The organism is Paenibacillus sp. FSL L8-0436 (genome assembly GCF_038593025.1).
In the GTDB taxonomy this organism is placed as follows: domain Bacteria; phylum Bacillota; class Bacilli; order Paenibacillales; family Paenibacillaceae; genus Paenibacillus_AQ.
Window position 1 is genome coordinate 4,742,242 of the sequence record NZ_CP151955.1, and the last position, 24,412, is coordinate 4,766,653.

Genomic DNA, 24,412 nt, shown 5'->3' on the forward strand with positions numbered 1-24,412 from the left:
CAGAGCAGACAGCAGAACCTCCACAACCTTACGGCTCTGGAGGTTCTGAAAGAGAATTGGCTATTCAAACAGCGTCACACAGTTTCTGCCCGCTGCTTTGGATTGATACAGCGCATCGTCGCCGAGCTTGTAAATATCCTCTTCACGAAGGTTATCGACGCGAACTGCGGCAACACCTATGGATACCGTTATGATTCCGTGCTCTGGACTCAGCGAATGTTCGATCCGCAGATCGGCGATGCTTCTTCTGATGTTTTCAGCATACTCGCGGGATTGCCACGGAGTGAATCCGGGCACCACGATGCCAAATTCCTCACCGCCCAGCCGGAATGCGAAGCCGTCGGCACGTTCAGCCAATTGCTGCAGCAGACTTCCTACCTGCCGGAGTACGCTGTCTCCTTCATAATGACCATACGTATCATTGAATTTTTTGAAATAATCAATATCCAGCATCAGATAAGTCAGATAATTTTTATCCTTTGCCGCATTCTCCACTTCATCGAGAAATAATTTGTTGAAATACCTCCGGTTATATAGACCTGTCAACTCGTCGGTTATCGATATCTCTTCGATCAGCTGGATATATTTGTTTAGTTCCTCGTTGTTCAGCTCCAGCTCCTTAGTCCGCTCCACAACCAGTTCCTCCAAATGATCCTTATGCCGTCTCAGCTCCTCCTCCGCCTTTTTGCGCTCGGTAATATCCTTTACGGTGCCTTGAACAGCCGGTTTGTTCATATAGGTAATAAGAGTCGCCTTATGAATGACAATAATTTCACGACTTTTGTCCTTATGCATCAATTTGGTCTCATACTCAAATGGCGCCTGCTTGCCCTCAACCCGTCTGGAGTAATAATGCAGTACCTTTTCCCGTTCGGCTGGACTCACGAAGTTCTCAAAATGCTGCTCCAGCATCTCCTCCGTGTGGTAGCCCAGCATTTGTGCCAGCGCTTCATTTGCGTATTTGCATTTTTTGTCCTGCGTAATAAAGATTCCGTCCTGCAGATTGCCCACCAGCTCACGGTATTTCTCTTCGGAGCGCTCCAATTCGGAGTAAAGGCTGGCATTCTCCAGCGAGAAGACCATTTCTCTGGACAGAAGATTGATAATCTTCATCCGTTCCTTCGTAAATAGGCCTGTCACCAGGTTATTCTCCAGGTAAATAATCGCGATGGTCTTGTTCTGGTTGATCAGCGGCATGCAGACGAGCGATTTGGGACGGTGCTTGACGATATAAGGATCATTTACGAACGGGGTCTCGGAATAGGCATCATTGTAAATGACTGTTTCCCTGCTCTCCTCCACCAGCCTTACTATCGAATCCGGCAGATTGTCATACCTCTTCTGATCCTGCACGGCTACCGTGATTTTATCTTCCTCCGGCTGATACTCCCCTTCCACCAGCAGACTGGTCTTGGAGGTCATCAGGATAAAACCCCGCTGGGCCCCGGCATTTTTGATGACAATCTGCATGAGCGCTTCCAGCAGATTATTCAGCTCAATTTCCTTAGAAATGGCCTGAGAGGCCAAGATCATCGAATTCAGATCAATGCTTTCGGTATAATCCGAGACCGTGCGCCCGTGCATAAATTCCTTGGTGTTGATTTTTTTGACGATATCCGGGTAGCGTTCGTTAATAAACCTGATCTTCTCCTTCGCCCCCCAGACGGAATAATAATATTCCGATTGTCTGAGCAGATAGGCCGCGAACTCTTTGAAACCCTTGTTGTAGTAAAAACGGGCCGCCAGCTCATTGGTCAGCGCCTTATATCTCACGAAGCTGCCCTGTTCACTGGTCTCAATCGCCAGGTCGTAGTAATGCCCCGCTTTCTCGTCCTGCCGGGAGATCCGTGCCCATTCGGCCTTCATCAGAAATTCATGCTGGCGGAAGGTATGCGGTGCATGCCTGGCCCACTTGCGGACCCGGCGGAACTCCTTGCGCATTCTGCTCCGGGCTTTCTTTTTATCCAGAAAATTCAGATCCTTGTAACTGTAAGCCAGGTTAAGGAACGTGTAGAGGGCGAACTCCTCCATAAAAGCCGAGCCGGCAAGTGTGCTGATAATCGGGTAGGCTTTATCTATATACTCCATGGCCTCCCGGTAGCTCTCGTAGGTGAACAATAGCTTCATTTTATAAATATAATAGATGGCGATTCCGGAAAAATAATTGGCCTCCGTTAGCTCCCGCAAATAGACTTTTTCACTGAACCCATCCCCGTCAAAAGAATGGTTGTCCGCAAGCTCACCGGCCAGATTCAGAAGATACTGCCGGGCCAGCTGCGCTGTCGCAAGGGACTCCTTATACTTCGTATTCTCGATCATCGCAAGGGTCCGGCTGCTTTCCTGCAGGTTCGCGGCAATATCCATTGACGGATTCCAGAGATTTACGTAGAAGGAGGAGTGAGCCAGATACAATAAATCCCCTGTCCGCAGGCTGGCTTCTATGGATGTGGTGAACCAGTCCTGCAGCGTGTCCCAAGGCTCCGTCCAGGCGTGAGAGAACAGGGTATATAGTACATATGCCGCGCCTTTCCACTGCTGGTCATTGAACTTGTCATTCATTCGTATGCCCAGTCTTCCATAGTCAAAAGCTCCCTTGCTGTCCCCAAATCCGGATAACAGCATGGCATACCCGACAAAAGCAAGTGCCGATTCCGGAGCATTGCCGTAAGTCAGCGTGAGCCCAACCTTCTTCAGTACAACTAAGCCAAAAAGTGAGGTCTCCCCGGAAATAAAGGCTGGTGGAATGAAGTTAATCAGCAGTCTCATGATCAGCTTCATTTCCGGCTCCTTCATCTCAGCCGCCGCAAAAATATCCTCGGCCGGTCTCCCGCGAAGTGCAGTCTTGATCTTCACAAGCTCCTTAAGCACAGAGCCCATGCCAACCTTCTCCGGTATGTTCATTCCCAGTACAGCCAGGCCTTGTCTGCCCGCTTGAATTGATTCCTTCATCAAGCCCAGATACATATAGTGATTAGCCTGCATCTCGTAAATTTGCGCAAGGGCCATTCTGTCTTCCGTATGCTGGATTAGAATTGAACAGGCTCTGTCTGCCGCTTCAGTATGATGGGTGAGGTATCCGCATTCCGCATAGAGCTCATAGATTTCCGCCGTCTGAGGCCGATTTTCGGTCCAGGCATCCTCCGGCAGCAGCTTTTTTGCCGTTTCCAGCAGCACATAAGCCGATTCATAGCCAAACCCGGCTTTTGCTTTGCGGGCTGCCTTCAGATTAAGCAGAATTACCCTGCTGATTTCCTGCTTAGCGCCAATCAGCTCCAGCCCTTTGTTCAGATGTGCGGCGATATCGACGATTTTATCCTCCGCTTCCTCACGCGTCAGCTTATCCAGCATTAGCCGCCCGATCTTCAGATGCAGCGCTTTGCTCTTGTCCTCGTCCAGCATCTGGTAGAACGCCTGCTGAATCCGGTCATGGGAGAATCTGAACGGGATGTCGGCCAATTGCAGCAGATCTTCCCCCGCATCGGCGAGCAGACCTGAGAATAGGCCATAACGGTAGTCGGCAGGGTGAATGAACTCTCCTTCCACCGCCGCAGCGATACAGCCGGCAAGGACTTCCCGCGGCTCTTCCGCAATCAATGTCAGCATGCCATAATCAAACACATTGCCAATGGCAGCACCAAGCATCAAAATTCTGCGCAGATCTTCCGGCAAGGTGATCAGCTTCATCATTAGAAATTCGACGATATTGTCATTGATCGGGAGGTTTACAATTTGCTGAAGCCGCCAGCTCCACTCACCTTGCCGCTCATCAAAATGCAGGTACCCGGTTTTATTAAGATCCTTCAGAATTTCGCTGATAAAAAAAGCGTTGCCCTTGGTACGCTTATAAATAACCTCTGCAAGCTGTCTGACGTTGTCTGTACCCGTATAGAGTGTATCGGCAATCAGACTTTGCACATGACTCAAGGACAAAGCTCCCAGCTTAATTTCATCAACTTCCCTGCTTTTCTCCATTTTCATCTTAGAGGTAAACAGCGGATGACCAGCAGGTATTTCGTCGTGCCTGTAAGAACAGACAACAAAAACTTTCCGTAGCTGGTTATCCAGCACCAACCTCTCCACAAGCTGAAGACTCGAGAAGTCCGCCCATTGCAGGTCATCCAGGAACAGGACCAGCGGTCTCTCGTTCTTTGTTATTCCTTCGATGAACTTGGCAAATGTGAGGAAAAACCGGTTGGTCTCCTCTGCAGGATTAAGCGGCGGGGGCTCCATCTCCGGCTGATCGCCGATGAACAGGCTGAGCTCCGGGATCAAGCCGGCAATCAGGATGCCATTTCCGTCCAGCGCTTTGGTCAGAGCGCCTCCGATATATTGTTTGTAATCCTCATCCGGGCTGTCCAGCAGCTGGCTGATCAACTTTCGGAACGCCTGAATCAATGCACTATAAGGGATATGCCTGTTGTACTGGTCGAACTTGCCTTCGGCGAAAAGGCCCTTCTCCTGGCTAATGTATTGATGCAGCTCGTGAACCAGCGCAGTTTTGCCCACTCCGGCGTCTCCCGTTACGAACATAATCTGCGGGTTGCCCCGGACACAACGCCGGAATGCATCGGAAAGACAGGCTACTTCCGCTTCCCTGCCGTACAGCTTTTGCGGGATGCGGAATAGATTCAGCCGATCCTCGCTGCCGATCACAAACGCCTCGTTTCCTGCGAGACATTTTTTCAGATCCGCTTTAATTCCGTAGGCACTGCGGTATCTATCTTCAGCGGATTTCTCCATGAGTTTCATGATGATAGCGGACAGGACAGGTGAGACCTTGCCGCCGGTTGCTTTATAGGGGGGAACGGCTTCCTTGGCGATAATGGAATAGATCTGCTCCAGCATTTCCTCCGAGTCATGCGGCTTTATGCCGGTCATCATCTCGTAGAGCACAACACCAAACGAATAATAATCACTCCGGTAATCAATATTCCGGCTCATTCTTCCCGTCTGTTCCGGGGAAATATAGTGCAGGCTCCCTTCGAGTACACCGCTGTTCTGAAACTCCGGCCTCTCCTTGGTCAGCTTCACCGCAAGATCGAAATCAATGATCTGCACGAGATTCCGTTCCCTGTTCCAAATGATATTCGAGGGTTTGATGTCCTTATGGATTACATTCTGTTCATGTATCGCTCCCAGAATATCAATAACCTGAATCGCCAGCTGCAAAAGCGTGTGCTGATCCGGTGAATCCTCAGCCATAATCCTCTTAAGCGACCGTCCACCGGCATCCTCCAGCACCATGATGTAGCACCCGTTCTGCTCTACCAGCTTGTAAGGCCGAATAACCCCCGAAGCCGTTTCACACAGCTCTTGAAGCAGCCTGAATTCCTGTTTGAACCGCATCACAGCTTCCGGACCGGCAAACTCCGACTTCAGCACTTTCAGAATGACCGTAATACCTGATGCAGCATCTTTGCACCTGTAGACCGATTTGATAACGTTGTCGGAAATAGTTTCCAGAAGCTGATAGTTTTCAAATGCAATCATGCCCACTCCACCTTTAGCTCTTGTCTCCCGTTACTTCAAAATCGGCATCAAATTTAAACACATAGGCGGCGATCAGCCACATAATCCAACAGTTCAGGCCAAAAAATAGATACCCGTAGTAGCCCAAAATCGGCATTTCGGAAAAAATATGGAACTTATCCAGATAAGGCACAGAATATTTCCAATAATTCGGATTTAAGGGCATTGAATCGTGGAACCACTCACTGCCAAAGTTCCAGAACTCCCAGAAGAATCCGTTGCACAAAGTGGCCAGTGCTATCAGAATAACCTTGGACCAATCTCCGTTCTTGATGGATGTAAATGGGGTCCAGAAGCCGGCAAGCGCCATAGCGGCAGACAGCATCGGGACAAGAGCCACCCAAAGCACCCAGAACAGCAAATAGGGGTAATACCCCATACCAAAGGCCAATATCAGTCCAAGGACATAATAAATAATCAGAAAAGTTCTGGAGACTGTAAATTTCGGCCCGTTTTTGTAGCGCTCCCTAAGCGTCCTGAAAGTCTTGAGCAGCATGTACCATTCAACAATTGCCGGAAGAACGGTAGTATAGGACAAAGAAAACCAGAACACATTACCAAAGTTCGAGAAGACCTCTTTATTGGGATAATACCAGTTTTCGATCACAAAAAAATTAAGATATTCAAAAGCGAACCAGCTGAAGCAGGACACCACAGCCAGCAGCTGCATCAGTTGAGGCTTGCGGGAAATAATCGAAACTCCGTTAGTTCTTTTATAAACCAATCCGTCCAAAATCAAAATAAATGACCACCACAATGGAACAAACGTGTAGGATTCCAACGAAAACGGCAGCTTGAGCCGTGCCCACATCAGAAACCAGCTGAGTGCAAGCACCGGCAGACTCCACCAGAACCAGACGGGAAATCCGGTTGCTGGAGCCTGCGGCTCAGGTATCCGCTGAGTCTTCTTGAACCCAAACCAGCGGGGAAACAACAGCACCAGGGTAATAAGTAAAGCCACAATACAGGCCAGGGAGAAATAAATCAGGCTGAACCCCGGATCGTTCTCCACCTTTTGGGCGGGAAACTCACCATAACCTGCGGGCAGCCCCTTCCACTGAGCCAAACTGCCCAGTAAAGGCAGAAGAAAAATCAACCCAAACGTAATAACCAAAAAAAATGTTTTCCGCCCTGATTTCATTGTCTCTAACCCCTCTTATGCACGGATTTCAAAAGTCGAATTTTGCTGGCACACACTCGCTATCTATTCGATAGTCCTCCAATTTATTCCTGCTAGCATGATCGGTTCTTTCACCTTTTAGTTATACTTTTCAGCTTTTTTCACAAGTGGAAACGGCTTCGCCGTCCTCAAAAGGACGGTATGCGTTTCAGCGAGAAATAGAAGGATAATTTATAGCGTGAAGCATATAAATTCTTATATTTTAAAAAAGGTCCCGCCGGCCAATCTTGGCCAGAGGAACCCTCAGGGAAACATCCGCCTTCGGCGGCATACTCCATGATTTATAGAGCACATTCATATAATAAGAGCAGTGTCCAAAATGATTTACAACGTTGGCCTTACGGGCAATCCAGCGGTTTTCGGCTTATATTTCTTTCATATCAAGCTTGGTGAGCGGGAGTCCCAGAAAAGCAGCATAACGTCCGGCAGCCTGTTCCAACTGTTCTTTGAGGACGCGGTCCAAGGATCTAAAGGGGGATAACATCAGCTCGGCACCTTTTTTCTTGAGGGTGCGTTTCCATATCCCGATGACCTGTCCATCCCATACAATCGTCGGCATAAATACACCGTTGTTGCCGGGAACAATTAGCGGAGCAGTCTCCGGCTCAAGGACCGCACTGCGGTCCTTGTAGCCCAGAATATACTCATCGAAACCCGGAAGCAGATAGACACCGGAAGATTTACCGGTCTCTGTTCCGTCACCAGGTGTATTCGGCATCCAGTACTCACCGGATTCTATAACTTCGCTTATAAGCTCGTTGCTCACCGCGTCCAGTCCTGCTCTGGCATCCGTCACTGTCATACCTGTCCACCAGGCGAAATCATGTACGGTTGCAGGCCCATGGGTCGTAAAATACCGCAGGGCAAGCTCAGCAAGTGATTCATCGAAGGACAGCTCCCTGGACCCGGTCACCCATTCATCCAGCAGGACAAAGGTCTGCTGCTTGCCGTGCAGAGGCCCAAAACAAATTAAAGCGTTATACGCGCAGTGCCACAGGATATGGTAGCCCCGTTGGCTGGCAGTGCTGATCCCCTCTTCCTCCAGCAGCCGAAGCAGATCAGGGCGCGTAACACACCGCCCTCCTTTTAAGGCATGATAGAGGATCCTTCTGCAGCGCTCCAAAGTCTTGTCGTCCAGCTCCAATTGTTCCAGCCTGCGTTTTGTCGCCCGCAGCAGCCGTGGAGCGCATAGCTGAAGCATCCACTTCACATCTTCAGGCGGTACACAATGAATGGTCCCGCGAAGTGACCAGGTCAGAAGAATTTTCCGTTCCGTGATGGCCCGCTCCACATCGGCCAATCCCGCCGATGCTGTGCGCAAGCCGATAGCCCAGACCGCCTGCATATAGTCCTGTGCCTGCAGCGCACCTAGTGCCCTTACGACCTGTTCCGGCTGCTGGAACGCGGGACTGCTGATGTGCTGGTTCAAGAGCCGATGGCCGGCAATCCGCTTGTTAGTCACTTCTATTCTCCTTTGCTAAAACCTTTTGAAACCATTTCTTTCCCCTAGTATATTGAACGGGCCGGTTAATTGTCTATCCGAAATACTACGGCCCAGGCAGGAAATTGGAAGTTGTCCAGCGAAGCTAATACCAAAAAATGACTTAAAAGCGAGGCGGTTAGACTGAAGCAGTTTATGATTGGACAATATGGAGGGTTTGATTACGAGAAATTCCATAAAGACTTTAGAAACGGATTCTATGGAATAGAGGCTTGTTCATTCACCACCGCAGAAGATATACAGTATTTAATCGAAGAATCCCGCAGCAAAGGATTTCAGGTTGGCGTACATTTTCCGTTCCGGGCTGACGCCACCAGGCTACGCGATCCCCTCTTCCTCTCCACAGACGGGCAGGTGCGTGAGGATGCCTACCAGCATGTCCGGGAAGAGCTGGATGTTCTGACAGCCCTTCAGCCGGAATATATTCTTTTTCATTATCCGAAACCTGTAATTCTGGACGAACGTGTGAATTGGACAGGATGGCGGTTTGGAGATTCCCGGGAGTTTATCTATGAATCTGAAATCACGCTGGAAGAGCTGATAATGCGCAGCGAGCAACTCTTTGAATGGCTGAACGCACAGAGCCTTCAGTATCAATTTGTCCCCGTATTGGAATTTGATGCATTAAACAGATATGTTTACGACAACGATTTTTTCGAGCAATTATTGATCCGGTACCCCCGGATTAAGCTCTGCCTGGATACTGCGAGGTTATTTCTGCAGGACAAGCTTGACCCGTATTTTGATGCCAGAGCCATCCTAAGAAAGTTTACCCGCTATGCAGGTCTGATCCACCTCTCCAATGTTCAGGTGAATGACAGCGTGCACAACAGCCACAATCCGGTTCTTCCAGAATTAAGCCCGCAAGACGGCTGGGCACCAATCGAGGATTATTTGCGGATTATCCGTGAGGAGAACAGTGACGTGAAAATCATGTTCGAGCACCGCTCCGACCTTATTTCAGAGGAACAATTGCAACGCTGTTATTTATGGGTTGACGGAATCCTGAACGGAGCACAGCAGCCGGACAGCGGGAACATTTCATTCTGATAGTCAACTCCAGACCCGAAAGAATATTTTTCTATGGACAAGGCCATGATACAATATGGAAATATGCGCTTGGCTTAATTTAACATTAGAGGAGTGAAGCATGTGTCTGTTGATGTGTATTTGAATTTCAATGGGAACTGCCGTGAAGCTGTAGAGTATTATGCTGCGGTGTTTGGTACAGAAGCTCCACAGATCATGACCTTTGGAGATTCGCCGCCAAACCCCGAGTATCCGCTTCCTGAAGAAGCCAAATCCTTGGTCATGCACTCCAGATTGAACATTGACGGCAGCAATGTAATGTTCTCTGATGTGTTTCCGGGCATGCCTTTTACGGTGGGGAACAATATCAGCCTCGCACTCGTATCCCGCGATGAAGAGCAGCTCAAATCCTGGCAGCCTGAAAGATAAATTCGGCATCGAATGGCAGATTAGCCACGAGAATGGCGAAGTCGGCAAGTAAGAATAATGCATGTTGATATCTAAAACAGAGAATATAGAATCCCGCTCGTTATTCGCAGGGTTCTCTATTCTTTTTTTGTGGGCAAGAAATCACATTTCTTGAAATAAAAAAACAAGCGGAGACGGTTGTTACAGCTTCGAGGGAAGTTAAAAATCTTTTTTATTAATGCGTTTACATACTAAACTATGGTTTAATTAAACTACCGCTACGCATTTATTCCACTGTAAAGGAGTCGAACCTATGGAAATTTCCTCTTTTTTGCTGCCCAAAGATCAGGTCGCATTTATTGCTTCCTCCATATCCATGCTGGAAGCTATGGAGCAGCTGGAACAGCATTATTATTCTGCGATACCCATCATTGACGATGAAGGCAAATATGTTGGCACCTTATCAGAGGGCGACTTGCTATGGAAGCTGAAGAACACAGCAGACCTCGGCTTTGAGAATATGCGTGAGGTTACCGTAAGCGAGATCCAGAGACATGTGCATAATGAAAGCGTGGAAATTCACGCCCAGATGGAGGATATGCTTACACTCGCCGCAGACCAGAACTTTGTGCCTGTCGTCGATGGCGCCGGAGTCTTCCTCGGTATTATCCGCCGCAAGGATATCATTGAATATTACACCCGGAATATAACTGATTAATTCGCGAATACCACCAAGGCCTCCCCCGCAGAAAGCGGTGGGAGGCCTTGGTGGTATTTTTGCTTATAATATCTCAAACACATTGGTCAGCCTTGTTAGTTCAAAGATCTTCAACACATTTGAATTCAAGGATTGCAGTCTGATCGTGCCGCCATTCTCCACGCATTTCTTATAAGAGCTGACAATCACCCCAAGCCCGGTGCTGTCGATAAACCGGCAGCCGCCGAAATCAAGCAGAAAACTTGAATACCCCGTGCTGATATAACTGCGGATATCTTCTCTAAACTTGCTTGCTTCTTCTACGGAAAACATCTCCGGCATTTCAATAATAATCTCGCTCATGTCATTTCCCCCTAATTATAAATTTCTCAACGAGGAATTCCAGCTCATTGGCCATGGCGCTGACCTCCTGGGCAGAAGAGACGAAATTGTTGACTGTCGCCGCTTGTTCCTCGGTTGCGCTGGATACACTTTCGCTGTTCATTGCCGCCAATTCCGAGATCGTGCCCATAGAGTCAATGAGCTTGATGATCTGATCCGAGGTGGCAACCTCGTCTTTGGTAATCTCCAGGATTTCCCGCACACTATCGTTAATCATCTCCACCGATTCAATGATATGGATAAATGCATGATCGGTTTCATTAACGATCCTCACTCCGCCCTCCACGGCTTCCGAGGCACCCCGCATCGAGTTCACAGCTTGCGCAATCCGGGAGACCATATCATGTACCAGCGATGAGATTTCGTTTGCCTGCCTGTGCGTTTCATCCGACAGCTTCCGTACCTCTCCGGCCACCACGTTGAAGCCGCGCCCGTGTTCTCCCGCTTTTGCAGCTTCGATGGCGGCATTCAGCGCCAATAAATTGGTCTGCTTGGCGATGGCATTAATGGTTCCGATAATAGTGGAAACCTTGCCGGACAACTTGCTCACAGTCTGCAGCTGCTCTTCTGTCTCCTTGGTGCTGCTGTTGATCGTATCCATCGCCTCAACCGTATTAATGACCTTGATTCTGCCATCCTGTGCTGCCCGGTTGGTGCTGTCCGCATTCAGGGAAGTCGCTGCCGCCTTGCTCTGAGCCAGCTGCACCAGACTGGAAAGCTGCACCAGAACCTGTGAGGCATTCACTACGGAACGGTTGTTATTCTCCGCACCTGCGGCAATTTCCTGAGTGCTGGAGCTGATTTCTTCAATCGACGCACTGATTTCCTCTGAAGAAGCCGCCATTTCTTCCGACATGGAGGTTAGAACCTCCGAGCCCGCCCTTACTTTCTCAATAATGGCTTCCTGCTTGTCAATCATTGCATTAAAGGAATCGCTTAGCGACTGCAGCTCATCCCCTGATGTGATGGCCGTATGTACTGTCAAATCACCATCACCAGCCTGAGCCATGGCTTTCTCCAGCTTCTTGATTGGACTGATGATATTCCGGGTGGTGAAGAAATACCCTGCAAGCAGAGCTACCAGAATGAAGGCAATAACAACGATCAGTGTCGTATTTCGGATCTCTGTTGCAGATGCCATGTATTCGCCGTAATTCGCAGTGGTCGCCACAACCCAGTTTCCTACAGGCTGAAAGGACACATACTTATAAACGCCTTCATAGGTATAAAAGCCATGGGAAGCTTTACCGCTTTTCATAATCTGTACAAGCGCATTTAATTCCTTATTGCTGTTGCCGTCCAGATTTTCTGTGAGAATCTTGCCTTTATCAGGATGATAAACCACAAGGCCTGTACGGTCGATCATATACCCGTATCCGCTCTCGCCAACTTTCACTTCGGCTACAGGCGCGGAAATGCTGTCAAAGACGATTGTCCCGATCAGTACACCCTTAATAACATTATTTTGACGCAGCGGATGGGCAATCGCGACGATATGCTGATTAGTTTCCCTGGAGGTGAGGACATCACTTATCGCCTCTTTCCCTTGAAGCGCCTGCTGAAAATACTCCCGGTCCTGCACATCCAGCTCCGGAGCTTCAGAACTGCTGGAAAGCAGCGCCTTGCCGTTCACATCCGCAACGATCAGCGATTCAAGCAGCTTGGCGTTGTCTTGCTGGATACCGGAAAGATAACTGAAAGACGTCTTTCTTTCTCCCTCCGAGGCTGGACTTGCGGCGAAATCGGCCAGTGTGCTATTTTTGCTGGCGATTTCAAGATAATTGCCTACCGCTTCAAGCTCGCTCTCAACAGACTTGGCGGCTGAACTTGTTGTTGTTCTTAATTCCTCTTCAATTGTCGTTTGCAGTGCATTTGCCGCCAGTTTGTAAGAGATGATACCGGAAACAAACAACGGCACGCTAATAATGAGGAACAATAAAATGCTGATTCTAACCTTTAAACTTAACTTCACCGAATTCTCCCCTTTTCCATTCACAGAAAACAGTCCTCAGAAGAGAACCTGTCAACTAGGACATACATTCTTGCTGATGTACATCGTATTTCGGATCATCTCCACACTATCCGAGAAGCAGCTGATCAAGTACAGCCCTCTTCCTCCGTCATCCAGCAGCTCGTCACTACTGATATCCTGCGGAATAACGAGATCCCGGCCGCCTTCTCCAGAGTCTTCGACCTGAAGCTTAAGCAGCTCATCTCTAAGCAAATACCGGATATAGATCGGCTTCGTGCAATCGCAGAGATTCCCGTGATAATATGCATTCGTAATAGCCTCAACCAGAATCAGACGGATATCAAAAGCATAGGCTTCCAAATCAAGCTCTTCGATAATTCCGTCAATAATTCCCTGTGTGTGCTCCAGTCCGTGAAGCAGCACTTCCTTATGTACAGCGTTCATAATTCACCCCTTGTCTCACTGGATATTCAGGCTCAGCCAGGTGCAGTCGTCCTGCAGACAAACGCCCGCAACCTTATCGTGCAAATATTCGTATTCACGGCCTAACTCTGCTTCTTCAAACAAAAGCTCCATACCGTCGCTATAGAAGCAGAAACGGTCACCCGATCCAAATGCAACAGCCTGCTGCTCAAATTCACTGTCGCTGAACATGCCCAGCGGAGCTCCTTTGACTGTTATTTGCTGGCCGGCCTGCGCTTTCGGCACATAGATGAATTCGTTGATTCCGGCCCCTGCTGCCTTAAGCACACTGGCGCCGAAATCGAGATGAAAGCAGCAGCCGGCAATATAATCCTCTCCCAGATACTGTCCCGCTTTCAGATTCAAATCCTTCAGAACCTGAACCGGCTCTTTTGAAGTGAGCAGACTGTCCAGGAACAGCACACGCAGCGCGGAGATGCTTAATGCGGCCGAAATGCCTTTGCCGGTGACGTCACCGATGATTCCGATGACCTGTTCATCATCAATTTTGTGAAAGATGAAGAAGTCGCCGCTGAGTGTTGTAGCAGGAATGTAGATCTTGTCCAGCACTGCCATATTCTCCAGAGGAAAAGCAACGGCATGACGGTGCTCTTGAAGCTTGACCGCCCGTTCAAGTTCCTTTTTGTTCTCCGTAATATCCCTTAATACCAATTGCAGAGCTACTTCTTCTTCATATACAATCGGCACGCCCGAGATCTCCAGATCAAAAATTTGTTTGTCATGCCGGATAAAACGCTGCTCGATCCGAAACCGGTCCTTCATGGAACCTTTGGTTTTTAGTTTTTTATGCTCCGTGCTGCTAAGCGGCTCCTCGTAAAAAAAATCATCGATGCCCTTACCAATCAGTTCCTTCTTCTTCCTGCCGAACATCTTCTCGGTTTGCTGATTTGCAAACAGAATCGTTCCCCCGCAGTAAACCAGAATGGCTTCAGGACAGAGATCAACCAGATCCCTGTAACGTTCTTCGCTTTCCCGGAGTCTTTGTTCGGAGCGGACCCGCTCGCTGACGTCATGAATAACGGTGTAGACACATGTCTTTCCTAACATTGTCATGATCCCCGTATGAATCTCCACCACTATCATCTGGCCTCCGGCCAACTGATGCCTGTCCATAAACACCTGGTTTCCCAGATATTCTCCGCCGGGCATCGCCTTATCCACGAAGTCCCGATCCCCAGCCTCACCCTCTGCATTCAAATCCGAGATATGAAGTTTTCTGAAATCACGGAGGCGGTAGCCATAGAAATCGCAGGCTGCCCTGTTCGCATCAACGATACTTCCGTCAGCCGGGTCAACCATCAAGGTAATTAAATGGTTATTCTCATAAATACAGCCATAATGCTCCATACACTGCTCAGGGCTGGGTGCACCATGCTGATTCTTGCAATGTTTGTCTGTTGCCATTTCTGATCCTCTATTCCCCTTCAGCCTTGAGTTACCATTATATTCATTCCCTCCCCATAAAACCGTGAATTCCGACACATTAAGACAAATAACCAAAAAAATAAACCCGGTCAGCGCCATGACATGCATGAGCGGCTGACCGGGCTTACCGGCAGTCCTTCCAACCAAACTACGATTCAAATACTTAAGATTACAGCTCCGTTAAAATAATCGTTCCCTGCGGAGTTATCGCCAGGGTGTGCTCGTATTGCGCCGACAAGCCACCGTCAATCGTCCGGGCTGTCCACCCGTCCGCATCTACCTTTGTCCGGTAGCTTCCGGTATTGAGCATCGGCTCAATGGTGAACACCATGCCTTCCTTGAGACGCGGTCCTTTGCCTGCAGGTCCGTAGTGAGGCACCTCCGGGGCTTCATGCATTTCGGAGCCGATGCCGTGCCCGATAAAATCACGGACGACTGAGAACCCGTTCGACTCGGCATACACCTGAATGGCATGGGCGACATCGCCGATCCGGTTGCCTGCAACTGCCTGCTCTATGCCCTTGAACAGTGACTCTTTGGTCGTTTCCAGCAGCTTCGCTGCCTGATCGCTGATGTTGCCTATCCCGTAGGACCACGCAGAGTCGGCCAGCCAGCCATTCAGGTTCACGACCATATCAATCGTTACAATGTCACCGTCTTTAAGCGGCTCATGTTTGGGAAAACCATGGCAGATTACATCGTTCACGGATGCGCAGGTTGCGTAAGGATATCCATGATACCCTTTTTGCTCAGGTGTTGCCCCTTGGGAAAGAATGAACTTCTCAGCAAACTGGTCAATTTCCCAGGTCGTAATTCCGGGTTTCAGCATTCCGGCGATTTGCCGGTGGCATTCAGCAAGAATCTTGCCGGCTGCACGCATTTTTTCGATCTCTTCCATCGATTTCATGATGATCATCACATTCGCCTCTTCTGTACAGAACGCATTACTCACTATAATGGCTCTTGGATATGTTATGGGTACTCTTTATATTATGTAAGAAAACCGCCGAAAATCCAAATTCATTCTTATCTTATGAAATTAACCGCGAATCGAGGTGGAAATTCTTCAACCCTCATTCCCCCACAAAACAAGGGAACCCATCCTCCGTGTTGCATTGGAGAACAGGTTCCTTTGTTAGTCAGTCATGGAAATTAAGCCCCGAGGTGACGGCCTTCACATAGCCGCTGCGGATAACAAAATCTCCGAAATGTTCGCCCGCCGCGCGTTCTTTAGCAAAGCGGTGAAGAATAGGCCCCAGCGTTTCAAGAATTTCATTCTCGTCGATATTTTCCTTGTACAATTTGTTCAGCCTGTCTCCGGTAAAGCCCGCACCCAGATACATATTATATCTGCCCGGAGCTTTGCCGATAAAGGCGATTTCCCCCAGTGCCGGTCTGGCACAGCCATTCGGGCAGCCGGTCATACGGATGACAATCTCTTCGTTGCGGAGGCCCGCTTCATCAATGATCAGCTCCAGCTTATCGAGCAGGAGGGGAAGATAACGTTCCGCTTCGGCCATGGCAAGACCACAGGTTGGCAAAGCTACACAGGACATAGCGCTGCGCCGCAGAGCGGTGTGCTGCGCTCCGTCGGTCAAACCGTATTGCCGGGCAAGTTCGTCCACCTTGCGTTTCTTCGAACTGCTCACATTGCCGATAATCAGATTCTGATTCGGCGTCAGACGGAAATCCCCGGTGTGTATCTTAGCGATCTCCCGCAGTCCGGTCATCAGCGGATACCCTTCCTGGTCCTGAATCCGCCCGCTTTGGATATACAACGTCAAATTCCATTTACCGTTGATGCCCTTCACCCAGCCGTAACGGTCGCCGTTATGGTCGAAATGGAACGCACGGGCAGTCTCCAGCTGCCAGCCCAGCCGATGATGCAGCTCGCCCGTAAACCAATCCAGGCCATGGCGGTCGATGGTATATTTGAAACGGGCATTTTTGCGGACGGAGCGGTTACCATAGTCACGCTGAATCGTGACCGTCTTCTCCGCCACATCAATCATCTGCTCCGGCCGGCAGAAGCCGATCACCCGCCCAAGCTGGGGATAGGTGTTCGTATCGCCGTGCGTCATGCCCATCCCGCCGCCAACCGAAACATTAAATCCTGTCAGCTTGCCTTCCTCCAGTACCGCGATGAAGCCAAGATCCTGGGAGAAGACATCGACGTCATTGGAGGGCGGCACTGCCAGACCGATTTTGAATTTGCGCGGCAGATAGACCGGACCGTAGATCGGTTCCACTTCTACGCCTTCCTTGCTGTCCACAACCTTCTCGCCGTCCAGCCAGATTTCATGGTATGCCGGAGTACGCGGGGATAGATGATCGCTGATCTTCCGGGCCCATTCATACACTTCAGCATGCGTTTCGGACTGATACGGATTCGGGGCGCTCATCACGTTGCGATTGACATCCCCGCAGGCTGCGAGTGTGGTCATCAGCGTATCGTTAATGGTCTTGATCGTCTTTTTCAGGTTCCATTTCAGCACACCGTGCATTTGAAACGCTTGTCGTGTCGTCAAACGGAGTGTGCCGTTGCCGTATTTATGGGCAAGCTCATCCATGACCAGCCACTGTGCCGCAGTAGCGACTCCGCCCGGAGCCACCACACGCAGCATGAACTGATAGGCCGGCTCCAGCTTGGAGCGCTCACGCTCACTGCGCAAATCCCGGTCATCCTGCATGTAGCTGCCATGAAATTTGAGCAGCCGGTTGTCATCCTCTGGCAGTCCTCCGGTTACCGGGTTGCGCAGTGTCTCCACAAGTGCACCCCGCAGGTAGTTGCTCTCGATTTTTATATGTTCAACATCACTAGGCGGGCCGCCAATCGGCTTCACCGCTGATTCATTATTCGCCATAGCTAAACCTCTCCTCCCTTAATACACATCGCGCTGATAACGCTGTTCCTGCTGCATGTGTTCCAGGTAAGCTGCTGCCTCTTCCGGGCTTAAGCCGCTCTCCCGCTGGATCACAGTGACCAGTGCGGAATGAACATCATGAGCCATATGCTTCTCGTCACCGCATACATACACATGTGCACCTTCCTGCAGCCAGGCATACAGCTCACGGCTCTGTTCCAAAATGCGGTGCTGTACATATACTTTCTCTTCTGTATCCCGGGAGAACGCAACATCCAGCTTGTTCAGCACGCCGTCCTTAAGCATTCTCTGCCAATCCGTCTGATAGAGGAAATCGGTCACGAAATGCCGGTCGCCGTAGAACAGCCAAGTTCTGCCGCTTGCGCCCTGCTCTTCCCGCTCTTCCAGGAAGGAACGGAATGGCGCTACCCCCGTACCCGGCCCGATCATAATCACAGGAACCTCGGAACTGGCCGGAAGTTTGAAATTCGGGTTGTTCTGAATATAGATCGGGAGGGTATCGCCCGGCTGTACCCGTTCAGCGCAATGGACCGAGCAGACGCCGTAACGGTCACGGCCATGTGACTCGTACCGCACCGCGCGAACCGTGAAATGAACCTCATCGGGGTTCGCATTATAGCTGCTAGCGATCGAATACAGTCTAGCGGGCAGCTTGCGCAGAATGGTTACAAAGCTGCGTGCAGGCACTTCCCATGGTGCGAAATCCTGGAGCAGATCCAGCAGATCACGTCCCTGGATATATGACTTCAGCTCCTGCTGATGATCCGGAGCAAGCAGCGCATGAAGCCCTGCCGATGCGGTCAATTGTGCCGCCTGTTCCAGTAGCGGCTTCGTCAGGACTGTAATTTCATAATGACGCAGCAACGCTTCACGCAGAGTGCCTTCCTCCCCCTTCTTATTAAGGGGAACAGATTCATCGCTATTCCAGCCCATAGCGGCAATAATATCCGCCACCAGCTGAGGATGATTCTCAGGGTACACTCCCAGCGAGTCGCCCGGCTCGAAGCTCAGATTGGAGCCGGCAAGCGACAGCTCCAGATGGCGGGTCTCGCGGTCAGAGCCGCGTCCGTTCAGATTAAGATTCTCCAGCACTTCAGCAAGGAAAGGATGGTTGCGTGAGTAGGCTGAATCCGGCGACTCCGCATGTTCAGCTGCCTGTACCGCTTCCCCGGCAATTGCCGGGGCATTCTGCGGACCGCCCAGTGAGCTGATGACCTGCTGGAACCATTCCGCTACTGGCTCATCGTAATCGAGATCACAATCAACGCGCGGGCTCAGACGCCGTCCGCCCAGCTCTTCGAGACGCTGATCGAAATCCTTGCCGGTCTGGCAAAAGAACTCATAGGAGGTGTCGCCGAGCGCCAGTACGGAATAACGCAGATGATCCAGTTGGGGCGCTCTCTTGCTATAGATAAATTCATGGAAGGCCCGGGCATTATCCGGCGGTTCGCCTTCGCCGTGCGTGCTGACCAGCAGCAGCAGATTCTCGACCTTCTTCAGACCATTCGGCTTGAAGCCGTTCATTGCCGACACGGTAACCTGGAAGCCCTGCTCCTCCAGCTTGCGGGACAGACTGGACGCCAGACGCTGGCAGTTGCCGGTCTGAGAACCGAACAGTACCGTCACTTCGCGGGAGATTTGCGGCTGTGCCGCCGGGGAGACGGCTGCCGCAATCCCCTCTGCTTGCAGCGGCGTGCCAGTGGAAACCGCTGCCGCATTTCCCTGCAAGGACAACGCGGACAAATATCCGCCGAGCCAGATCTGCTGCGTCTCTGTCAATGTCGGCAGAAGGCGGTTCAGAAGCTCAACCTGGTTCTCGTTAAATGGACTGTTCGTAACTTGTAGTTGCACCAATATCGACCTCTCCTTAACATGAAATCTAGTTCCCTCTTAACCTCATGTGATCAGGCTATCATAATTAGATGAAACGATCAACGAACTCTCTTTATCATAAAATTTGGTTTTATTAGTAATATTGTCTATAAAACGCGTAAAAGCTGCTTAAATCAGAGTAAATGACCCCGATTTAAGCAGCTTCATTACAATTAATGATAACTTGCATTAGATAAAATGATAATTAATATTCAGCTTTTGATTACTCATTCGCGATCTTACGGACATGGGTCTGCATTTGGAGAGGCGTTGTTCCTCCTTTGCGGCGCAGCAGAAGCATGAGCGGAAAACCAAACAGCACGATGATGGCAGCGACGACAAATACATCATTTACTCCCATTGTAAATGAGAGCAGGGTAATCGAATCGGAACTCGCTGCACCGGACTCAACGAGCTCTTTGGAGTGGATCACAGATCTGCTCGACAAGAGTGAAGTGAATACGGCGATGGCCAATGAGCTTAATACATTGCGCACCCAGTTGTTGATCGAAGTTGCATGACCTGACCATTCCACCGGAATCTCCTCCATGGATGCCGTGCTGCTTGGTACATTGGCCAGACCGATCCCCAGATTGCGCACGACCATCGCCCACAAAATAAAGTTGTGCGAAATATCCACATGCAGCCTGCTCAGCATAAACAAACCGGCAAAGATAAAAGTAATTCCTGCGGAAATCAGCTTCACCGGACCGAACTTGGGATACAGCTTACCCACAACCGGGCTTAACAATGCCAGCAGGATGGATGAAGGCAGCAGAATCAGTCCTGTTTTGAGCGTCGTGGCGCCTTGCACAGTCTGCAGGAAAAGCGGTGTTAAGTAAGTGCCGGCATACATCGCCACCGTTACCAGACTATAGATGCACAGCATAGCCGTGAACCGCCGGTTCTGAAATACGCGCAGATTCAGCAGCGGCACTTCCGTCCGCAATTCATGCAGGACAAACAAGAGGAGCAGAACGATTCCGGCAGCGATTAACAATAGAGTTCTCCAGGAACCCCAGCCCCAGCTGCTGCCTTGGCTAAAAGCAGTCAGAAGCGCAAGGCTGCCCGTCACCACCGTAATCAGCCCGGGTACATCGAATGACTTCGGTACATTCATCCGGTAGTAAGGGATCAACAGTTGGGTTAATATAATAGCCACAAGTCCCACCGGGATATTAATCAGGAACAGCCAGTGCCAGCTGGCATACTGCAGCAGCCAGCCGCTGAAGGTCGGCCCGATGGCCGGCGCAACCATTGCGGACAGCGACCACAGGCTGACGGCGAAGGGCCGGCGCTCAATCGGAATGACCTGAAAGATAATCGTCATCGTGCAGGCCATAATCAGTCCGCTGCATGAGCCTTGAAGCATCCGGAAAATGATCAGCATCAGCGGGTTACCCGATACGGCGCATAACAGGGAGAACAGTGTAAAGCCCGATAAAGCAAACAAATAAAGTCTCTTATAACTGAATCTGCCGCCAAGATAACCGGCCAAAGGTGCCGTTACACCTGTTGCCAGCATAAAGCCGGTAACCATCCACTGCATCGTGTGCAAGCCGGTATGGAAATGATTCATTAGTAGGGGAACAGCAATGTTAATCGTTGTGGTGCTTAAGACAGAGACAAAGTTCCCGAAGAATATGGCAATCATAATCGGCCAAAAAGGAACTTTGCCTCGTCGTTCCTGGTTCTCTCCCATGGCAGTTCCTCCTCATCATTATTTATATGTCTACTTTTACATATGTGAGTTAACTTAAATAATGTTATAATCGAATCTACAATATGTCAATGATGACATAGTAGTAATACTCCTAATGAAAACGGATTAATTTGGATTGGAGGAACTCATAGTAATGAATACTCTGTCTTACGGACTCCTTACCCTGCTGACTGCCAACTCGCTGTCCGGATACGAGTTATCGCAAAGCATTAAGCCGCTATGGCGGGCGGGCCATAGTCAGATTTATCCTCTGCTGGTGAGTATGGAGCAGAAGGGATACATTTCCTACGAGCGGATCGAGCAGTCAGATAAGCCGGATAAAAAAATATATACGATCACAGAAGCAGGACTTGAACAATTGCGGGAGTGGATTGAAACGCCGGCTGATCCTCCCGTGTTGCGGGACGAACTGCATTTCAAGCTGTACAGCCTGTGGCTCGCAAGGCCGGAGGAGGCAAAGGCGCTGCTGGTAAGGCGTGCGGAATTCTGCAGGAGTGAGCTGGACCGGTATAACCTCATGATTAAAGCTAATGAAGCCTTGTGTCAGGAGCGCGAAGAAACCCGCGAGCTTAAGGCAACGACTTTCGGGCGGTATTTGCTGCTGCGCAAGCGGGTTATGGATATGGAATCTTCTGTAGCCTTCTGCGAATGGGCCATCGGGGAACTTGAATCGAACGCCGGTCCGCTGGAATAAAGGTTCGATGTATTGCAGCAAATGATAAGTAAATCCCAAAGAAATAGGGTTGTCCATAGTCATAATAATGACTAATAGGACAACCCTATACTTAAAACCGGGGGTAAGAACAGTCACGCCTGTCCGGTGCCGCTGCCTTTCACCCGTCTTCTCTTGGCCGTGCTGCTCTTCACCTGATCGATAATCAGATGGATCACGATCAGGATGCCGCCGGCATTGATTGCCAGATCGGCCAAATTCATGATGCCGCCGCCTTCCCCGAATACAAGAAAATCCGTAACCTGATGAAAAATTACGCGGTCTATTGCATTGCCGATGGCACCGCCCACCAAAAATCCGCTGGCGGCTTCAAGCAAGGGCCCTCGCAGCACTCCTTTCCGCCGGTAATAAAAAATCGCGACTACAAATACTGCCGCAACAATCGAAAAATACTTCCCAAAACCCTGAAAAGAACTGAAGGCCGCACCACTGTTCTCATAATAAGTAAATTGCACGTAAGGGTTCCAGAACGGAATGGTCTCCCCCAGCTGCATGTTTAACCGCACCATCCATTTAGCACCCTGGTCCGCCAGTACCACCAATATTGAAATCAGGTAAAAAAGCATCTCTGTGCCCCTTTCACGTCTGTTAGAATCACTCAATTAACGGTTCATAAAGACAGCTTAACACAGAGCACCACCCGGATTCACCTTTGGGAGTACAGATAAGGAGAAATGTTACATTCGAAAGCGTAATGGTTAAACACTCTTAGATTATAAATCGTTTATTTGAGGGTGGGTGCCAAATGGAATACGTAGCGATATTCATCAAGCTGATCGCGGGTTTTATCGGGTTATGGGCAATGACGAGATTGCTGGGCAAGAAGGAGATCTCCGCTTTGACACCTTTTGACTTTATCTCTGCAGTGATTCTGGGTGATTTGGTCGGGAACACCATATATACACCAGAAAATTCCGTGCTGATGCTGATCTTTACACTGGCTGTTTGGACCGTATTATCCCTAATGTTCGAGAAGGTTACCCAGCGAATCCGCGCGCTCCGTAAACCGCTTGAGGGCGAACCGGAAATACTGATCCGTGACGGAGAGATCGATCTGGTCAAGCTGCGCAAGAACAGCCTTGACTTCGACCAGCTGCGGATGATGCTTCGGGCTAAGGATACTTTCTCTGTCAGTGAGGTCGCTTATGCCATCTATGAGACGAATGGTTCTTTGAGCATTATGAAAAAGCCGCAATTCGAGGCAGCCACCCGCGAGGACCTGGCTGTTGCCATACAGGAAACCACGCTGCCCCAGAGTATTATTGAGGACGGGATCATTCAGCGGCGTACGCTAAGCGAACTTGGCCATGACGAGGCCTGGTTGGACGGCGAGCTGCGTAAACTGGGATATTCAGGCCCGCAGGCTGTAGCTTATGCTGAAATCACTGAAGAAGGCGAGTTTGCCGTGCTCTCCTCGGTTTCCCACTAAAGAGGCCAAAAAGAGGATATGCCCGGTGTTCGGACATATCCCCACTCTATCAGAATCTTACTGAATGGTTTACCAGGCGTAGGCCTCCGGAGCCGGACGTCCCGGTCCCGGGAATATTTCATCCAGCTTCTTCAGCGTGACTTCATCCAGAACGATTTCAGTCACGCGCAGCGAATCCTCGAACTGTTCGATAGTTCTCGGTCCGATGATGGGCGCAGTCACGGCTGGATTCGCCAGCACCCACGCCAAAGCTACCTGGTCCTCATGCTCGCCAAGCTCCTTGCAGAGGGCAGAGAACTGCTCCAGCTGGCTGCGGTGCTGCTCCAGCTTGGCGGAGCGGGCGCTGCGCACGCCGGTCTTGGCCAGCGCGTTGCGGCCGAGGAGACCGCCCGCAAGCGGACTCCACGGGATGACGCCAAGGCCCAGTTCCTGCGATGCCGGCAGCACCTCAAGCTCCGGCGTCCGTTCGAGCAGATTGTACAGATGCTGCTCGGAGACAAGGCCCAGGAAGTGGCGCGCTTTCGCCTGCGCCTGAGCATGTGCAATATGCCAGCCGGCAAAGTTGCTGGAACCGATATAATCCGCCTTGCCCTGGGAGACCAGGATTTCAAAAGCACCCCATAACTCATCCCAGGAAACATTGCGGTCGATATGATGCATTTGATACAGCTCAATATGATCGGTCTGCAGACGTTTCAGCGAGCCCTCGAAATGTCGTCTGATCTTATAAGCGGATAAGCCCGAACCTGAATTGGGACCGTCCTGCTCATCAAGCATGTCATTGTAAACCTTGGTCGCCAGCACCACCTTCTCGCGCCGTCCGCCCCCCTGCTGAAACCAGCGTCCGATAATCTCTTCGGTCCAGCCGCGCCGTTCCTGGCCGCCATAGACATTCGCAGTATCAAAAAAGTTAATGCCCGCATCCAATGCGGCATCCATGATCCTGAAGGCGTCCTTCTCCTCGGTTTCCGGACCAAAATTCATCGTGCCGAGACATAACTGGCTGACCTTTAAACCCGATTTCCCCAAATAACTGTACTTCATCGCAATTCCTCCCTTTCATCCTGTAGGGTTGTCCGCATTCTCTCCCACTATAAGCCTTAGAGTCCACTATAAGGCAAGCCTTTTTCAAGAAAAAAACAGA

General features: G+C 50.1%; 17 protein-coding genes and 1 pseudogene. 5 read left to right on the plus strand and 13 right to left on the minus strand.

The window, feature by feature from the left end; genetic code table 11:
- Positions 1–60: 60 nt before the first annotated feature.
- From NSS79_RS21830 to NSS79_RS21840, 3 genes are all read right to left on the minus strand, one after another.
- Positions 61–5,490 carry a diguanylate cyclase gene (locus NSS79_RS21830; RefSeq protein WP_342436133.1) on the minus strand — a complete coding sequence of 1,810 codons (5,430 nt, stop codon included), beginning with the start codon at positions 5,488–5,490 and terminating at the stop codon, positions 61–63.
- A 13-nt stretch (positions 5,491–5,503) separates the two neighbouring features.
- Complete coding sequence (locus NSS79_RS21835) at positions 5,504–6,670, minus strand: small-conductance mechanosensitive channel (RefSeq protein WP_342436134.1); 1,167 nt, start codon at positions 6,668–6,670, stop codon at positions 5,504–5,506.
- 403 nt (positions 6,671–7,073) lie between these two features.
- Positions 7,074–8,171: a winged helix DNA-binding domain-containing protein gene (locus NSS79_RS21840; RefSeq protein WP_342436135.1), complete on the minus strand. Its 1,098-nt coding sequence runs from the start codon at positions 8,169–8,171 to the stop codon at positions 7,074–7,076.
- Between the two features lie 174 nt (positions 8,172–8,345).
- Here NSS79_RS21840 and NSS79_RS21845 point away from each other — a divergent pair, with 174 nt between their 5' ends.
- The 3 genes and pseudogenes from NSS79_RS21845 (at position 8,346) to NSS79_RS21855 (ending at position 10,365) form a co-directional block, all read left to right on the plus strand.
- A complete protein-coding gene (locus tag NSS79_RS21845; RefSeq protein WP_342436136.1) occupies positions 8,346–9,260 on the plus strand; it encodes a TIM barrel protein in 915 nt (304 codons plus the stop codon).
- Between the two features lie 102 nt (positions 9,261–9,362).
- Positions 9,363–9,720 (plus strand): annotated as a pseudogene (locus tag NSS79_RS21850) (VOC family protein).
- Between the two features lie 240 nt (positions 9,721–9,960).
- The gene (locus NSS79_RS21855) at positions 9,961–10,365 is read left to right on the plus strand and encodes a CBS domain-containing protein (RefSeq protein WP_038594172.1); all 405 of its coding nucleotides are present in this window, start codon (positions 9,961–9,963) and stop codon (positions 10,363–10,365) included.
- A gap of 63 nt (positions 10,366–10,428) precedes the next feature.
- Here the strand turns inward: NSS79_RS21855 and NSS79_RS21860 are convergent, their stop codons facing one another.
- From NSS79_RS21860 to NSS79_RS21895, 8 genes are all read right to left on the minus strand, one after another.
- Positions 10,429–10,707, minus strand: a complete 279-nt coding sequence (locus NSS79_RS21860) for an STAS domain-containing protein (protein ID WP_038594175.1) — start codon at positions 10,705–10,707, stop codon at positions 10,429–10,431.
- Between the two features lies 1 nt (position 10,708).
- Positions 10,709–12,718: a methyl-accepting chemotaxis protein gene (locus NSS79_RS21865; RefSeq protein ID WP_342436137.1), complete on the minus strand. Its 2,010-nt coding sequence runs from the start codon at positions 12,716–12,718 to the stop codon at positions 10,709–10,711.
- A gap of 51 nt (positions 12,719–12,769) precedes the next feature.
- The gene (locus NSS79_RS21870; RefSeq protein ID WP_342436138.1) at positions 12,770–13,162 is read right to left on the minus strand and encodes an ATP-binding protein; all 393 of its coding nucleotides are present in this window, start codon (positions 13,160–13,162) and stop codon (positions 12,770–12,772) included.
- 15 nt (positions 13,163–13,177) lie between these two features.
- Positions 13,178–14,605 carry a PAS domain S-box protein gene (locus NSS79_RS21875; protein ID WP_342436139.1) on the minus strand — a complete coding sequence of 476 codons (1,428 nt, stop codon included), beginning with the start codon at positions 14,603–14,605 and terminating at the stop codon, positions 13,178–13,180.
- Between the two features lie 190 nt (positions 14,606–14,795).
- A complete protein-coding gene (gene map / locus NSS79_RS21880) occupies positions 14,796–15,542 on the minus strand; it encodes a type I methionyl aminopeptidase (protein ID WP_038594183.1) in 747 nt (248 codons plus the stop codon).
- 223 nt (positions 15,543–15,765) lie between these two features.
- Positions 15,766–17,490 carry an assimilatory sulfite reductase (NADPH) hemoprotein subunit gene (cysI, locus tag NSS79_RS21885; protein WP_342436140.1) on the minus strand — a complete coding sequence of 575 codons (1,725 nt, stop codon included), beginning with the start codon at positions 17,488–17,490 and terminating at the stop codon, positions 15,766–15,768.
- Between the two features lie 18 nt (positions 17,491–17,508).
- Positions 17,509–19,362 (minus strand): assimilatory sulfite reductase (NADPH) flavoprotein subunit, encoded by a 1,854-nt coding sequence (locus NSS79_RS21890; protein WP_342440419.1) that lies wholly within the window; start codon positions 19,360–19,362, stop codon positions 17,509–17,511.
- Positions 19,363–19,606: 244 nt separating this feature from the next.
- A complete protein-coding gene (locus NSS79_RS21895; protein ID WP_342436141.1) occupies positions 19,607–21,085 on the minus strand; it encodes an MDR family MFS transporter in 1,479 nt (492 codons plus the stop codon).
- A 154-nt stretch (positions 21,086–21,239) separates the two neighbouring features.
- On the opposite strand from NSS79_RS21895, the gene NSS79_RS21900 reads away from it, so the two are divergent.
- Positions 21,240–21,800, plus strand: a complete 561-nt coding sequence (locus NSS79_RS21900; protein WP_342436142.1) for a PadR family transcriptional regulator — start codon at positions 21,240–21,242, stop codon at positions 21,798–21,800.
- Positions 21,801–21,913: 113 nt separating this feature from the next.
- Here NSS79_RS21900 and lspA read toward each other — a convergent pair whose 3' ends face one another.
- The gene (gene lspA, locus NSS79_RS21905) at positions 21,914–22,405 is read right to left on the minus strand and encodes a signal peptidase II (RefSeq protein WP_342436143.1); all 492 of its coding nucleotides are present in this window, start codon (positions 22,403–22,405) and stop codon (positions 21,914–21,916) included.
- Positions 22,406–22,584: 179 nt separating this feature from the next.
- Here lspA and NSS79_RS21910 point away from each other — a divergent pair, with 179 nt between their 5' ends.
- Positions 22,585–23,268: a DUF421 domain-containing protein gene (locus NSS79_RS21910; RefSeq protein WP_342436144.1), complete on the plus strand. Its 684-nt coding sequence runs from the start codon at positions 22,585–22,587 to the stop codon at positions 23,266–23,268.
- Positions 23,269–23,337: 69 nt separating this feature from the next.
- Here NSS79_RS21910 and NSS79_RS21915 read toward each other — a convergent pair whose 3' ends face one another.
- Positions 23,338–24,312, minus strand: a complete 975-nt coding sequence (locus NSS79_RS21915; RefSeq protein ID WP_038594198.1) for an aldo/keto reductase — start codon at positions 24,310–24,312, stop codon at positions 23,338–23,340.
- Between the last annotated feature and the right edge of the window lie 100 nt (positions 24,313–24,412).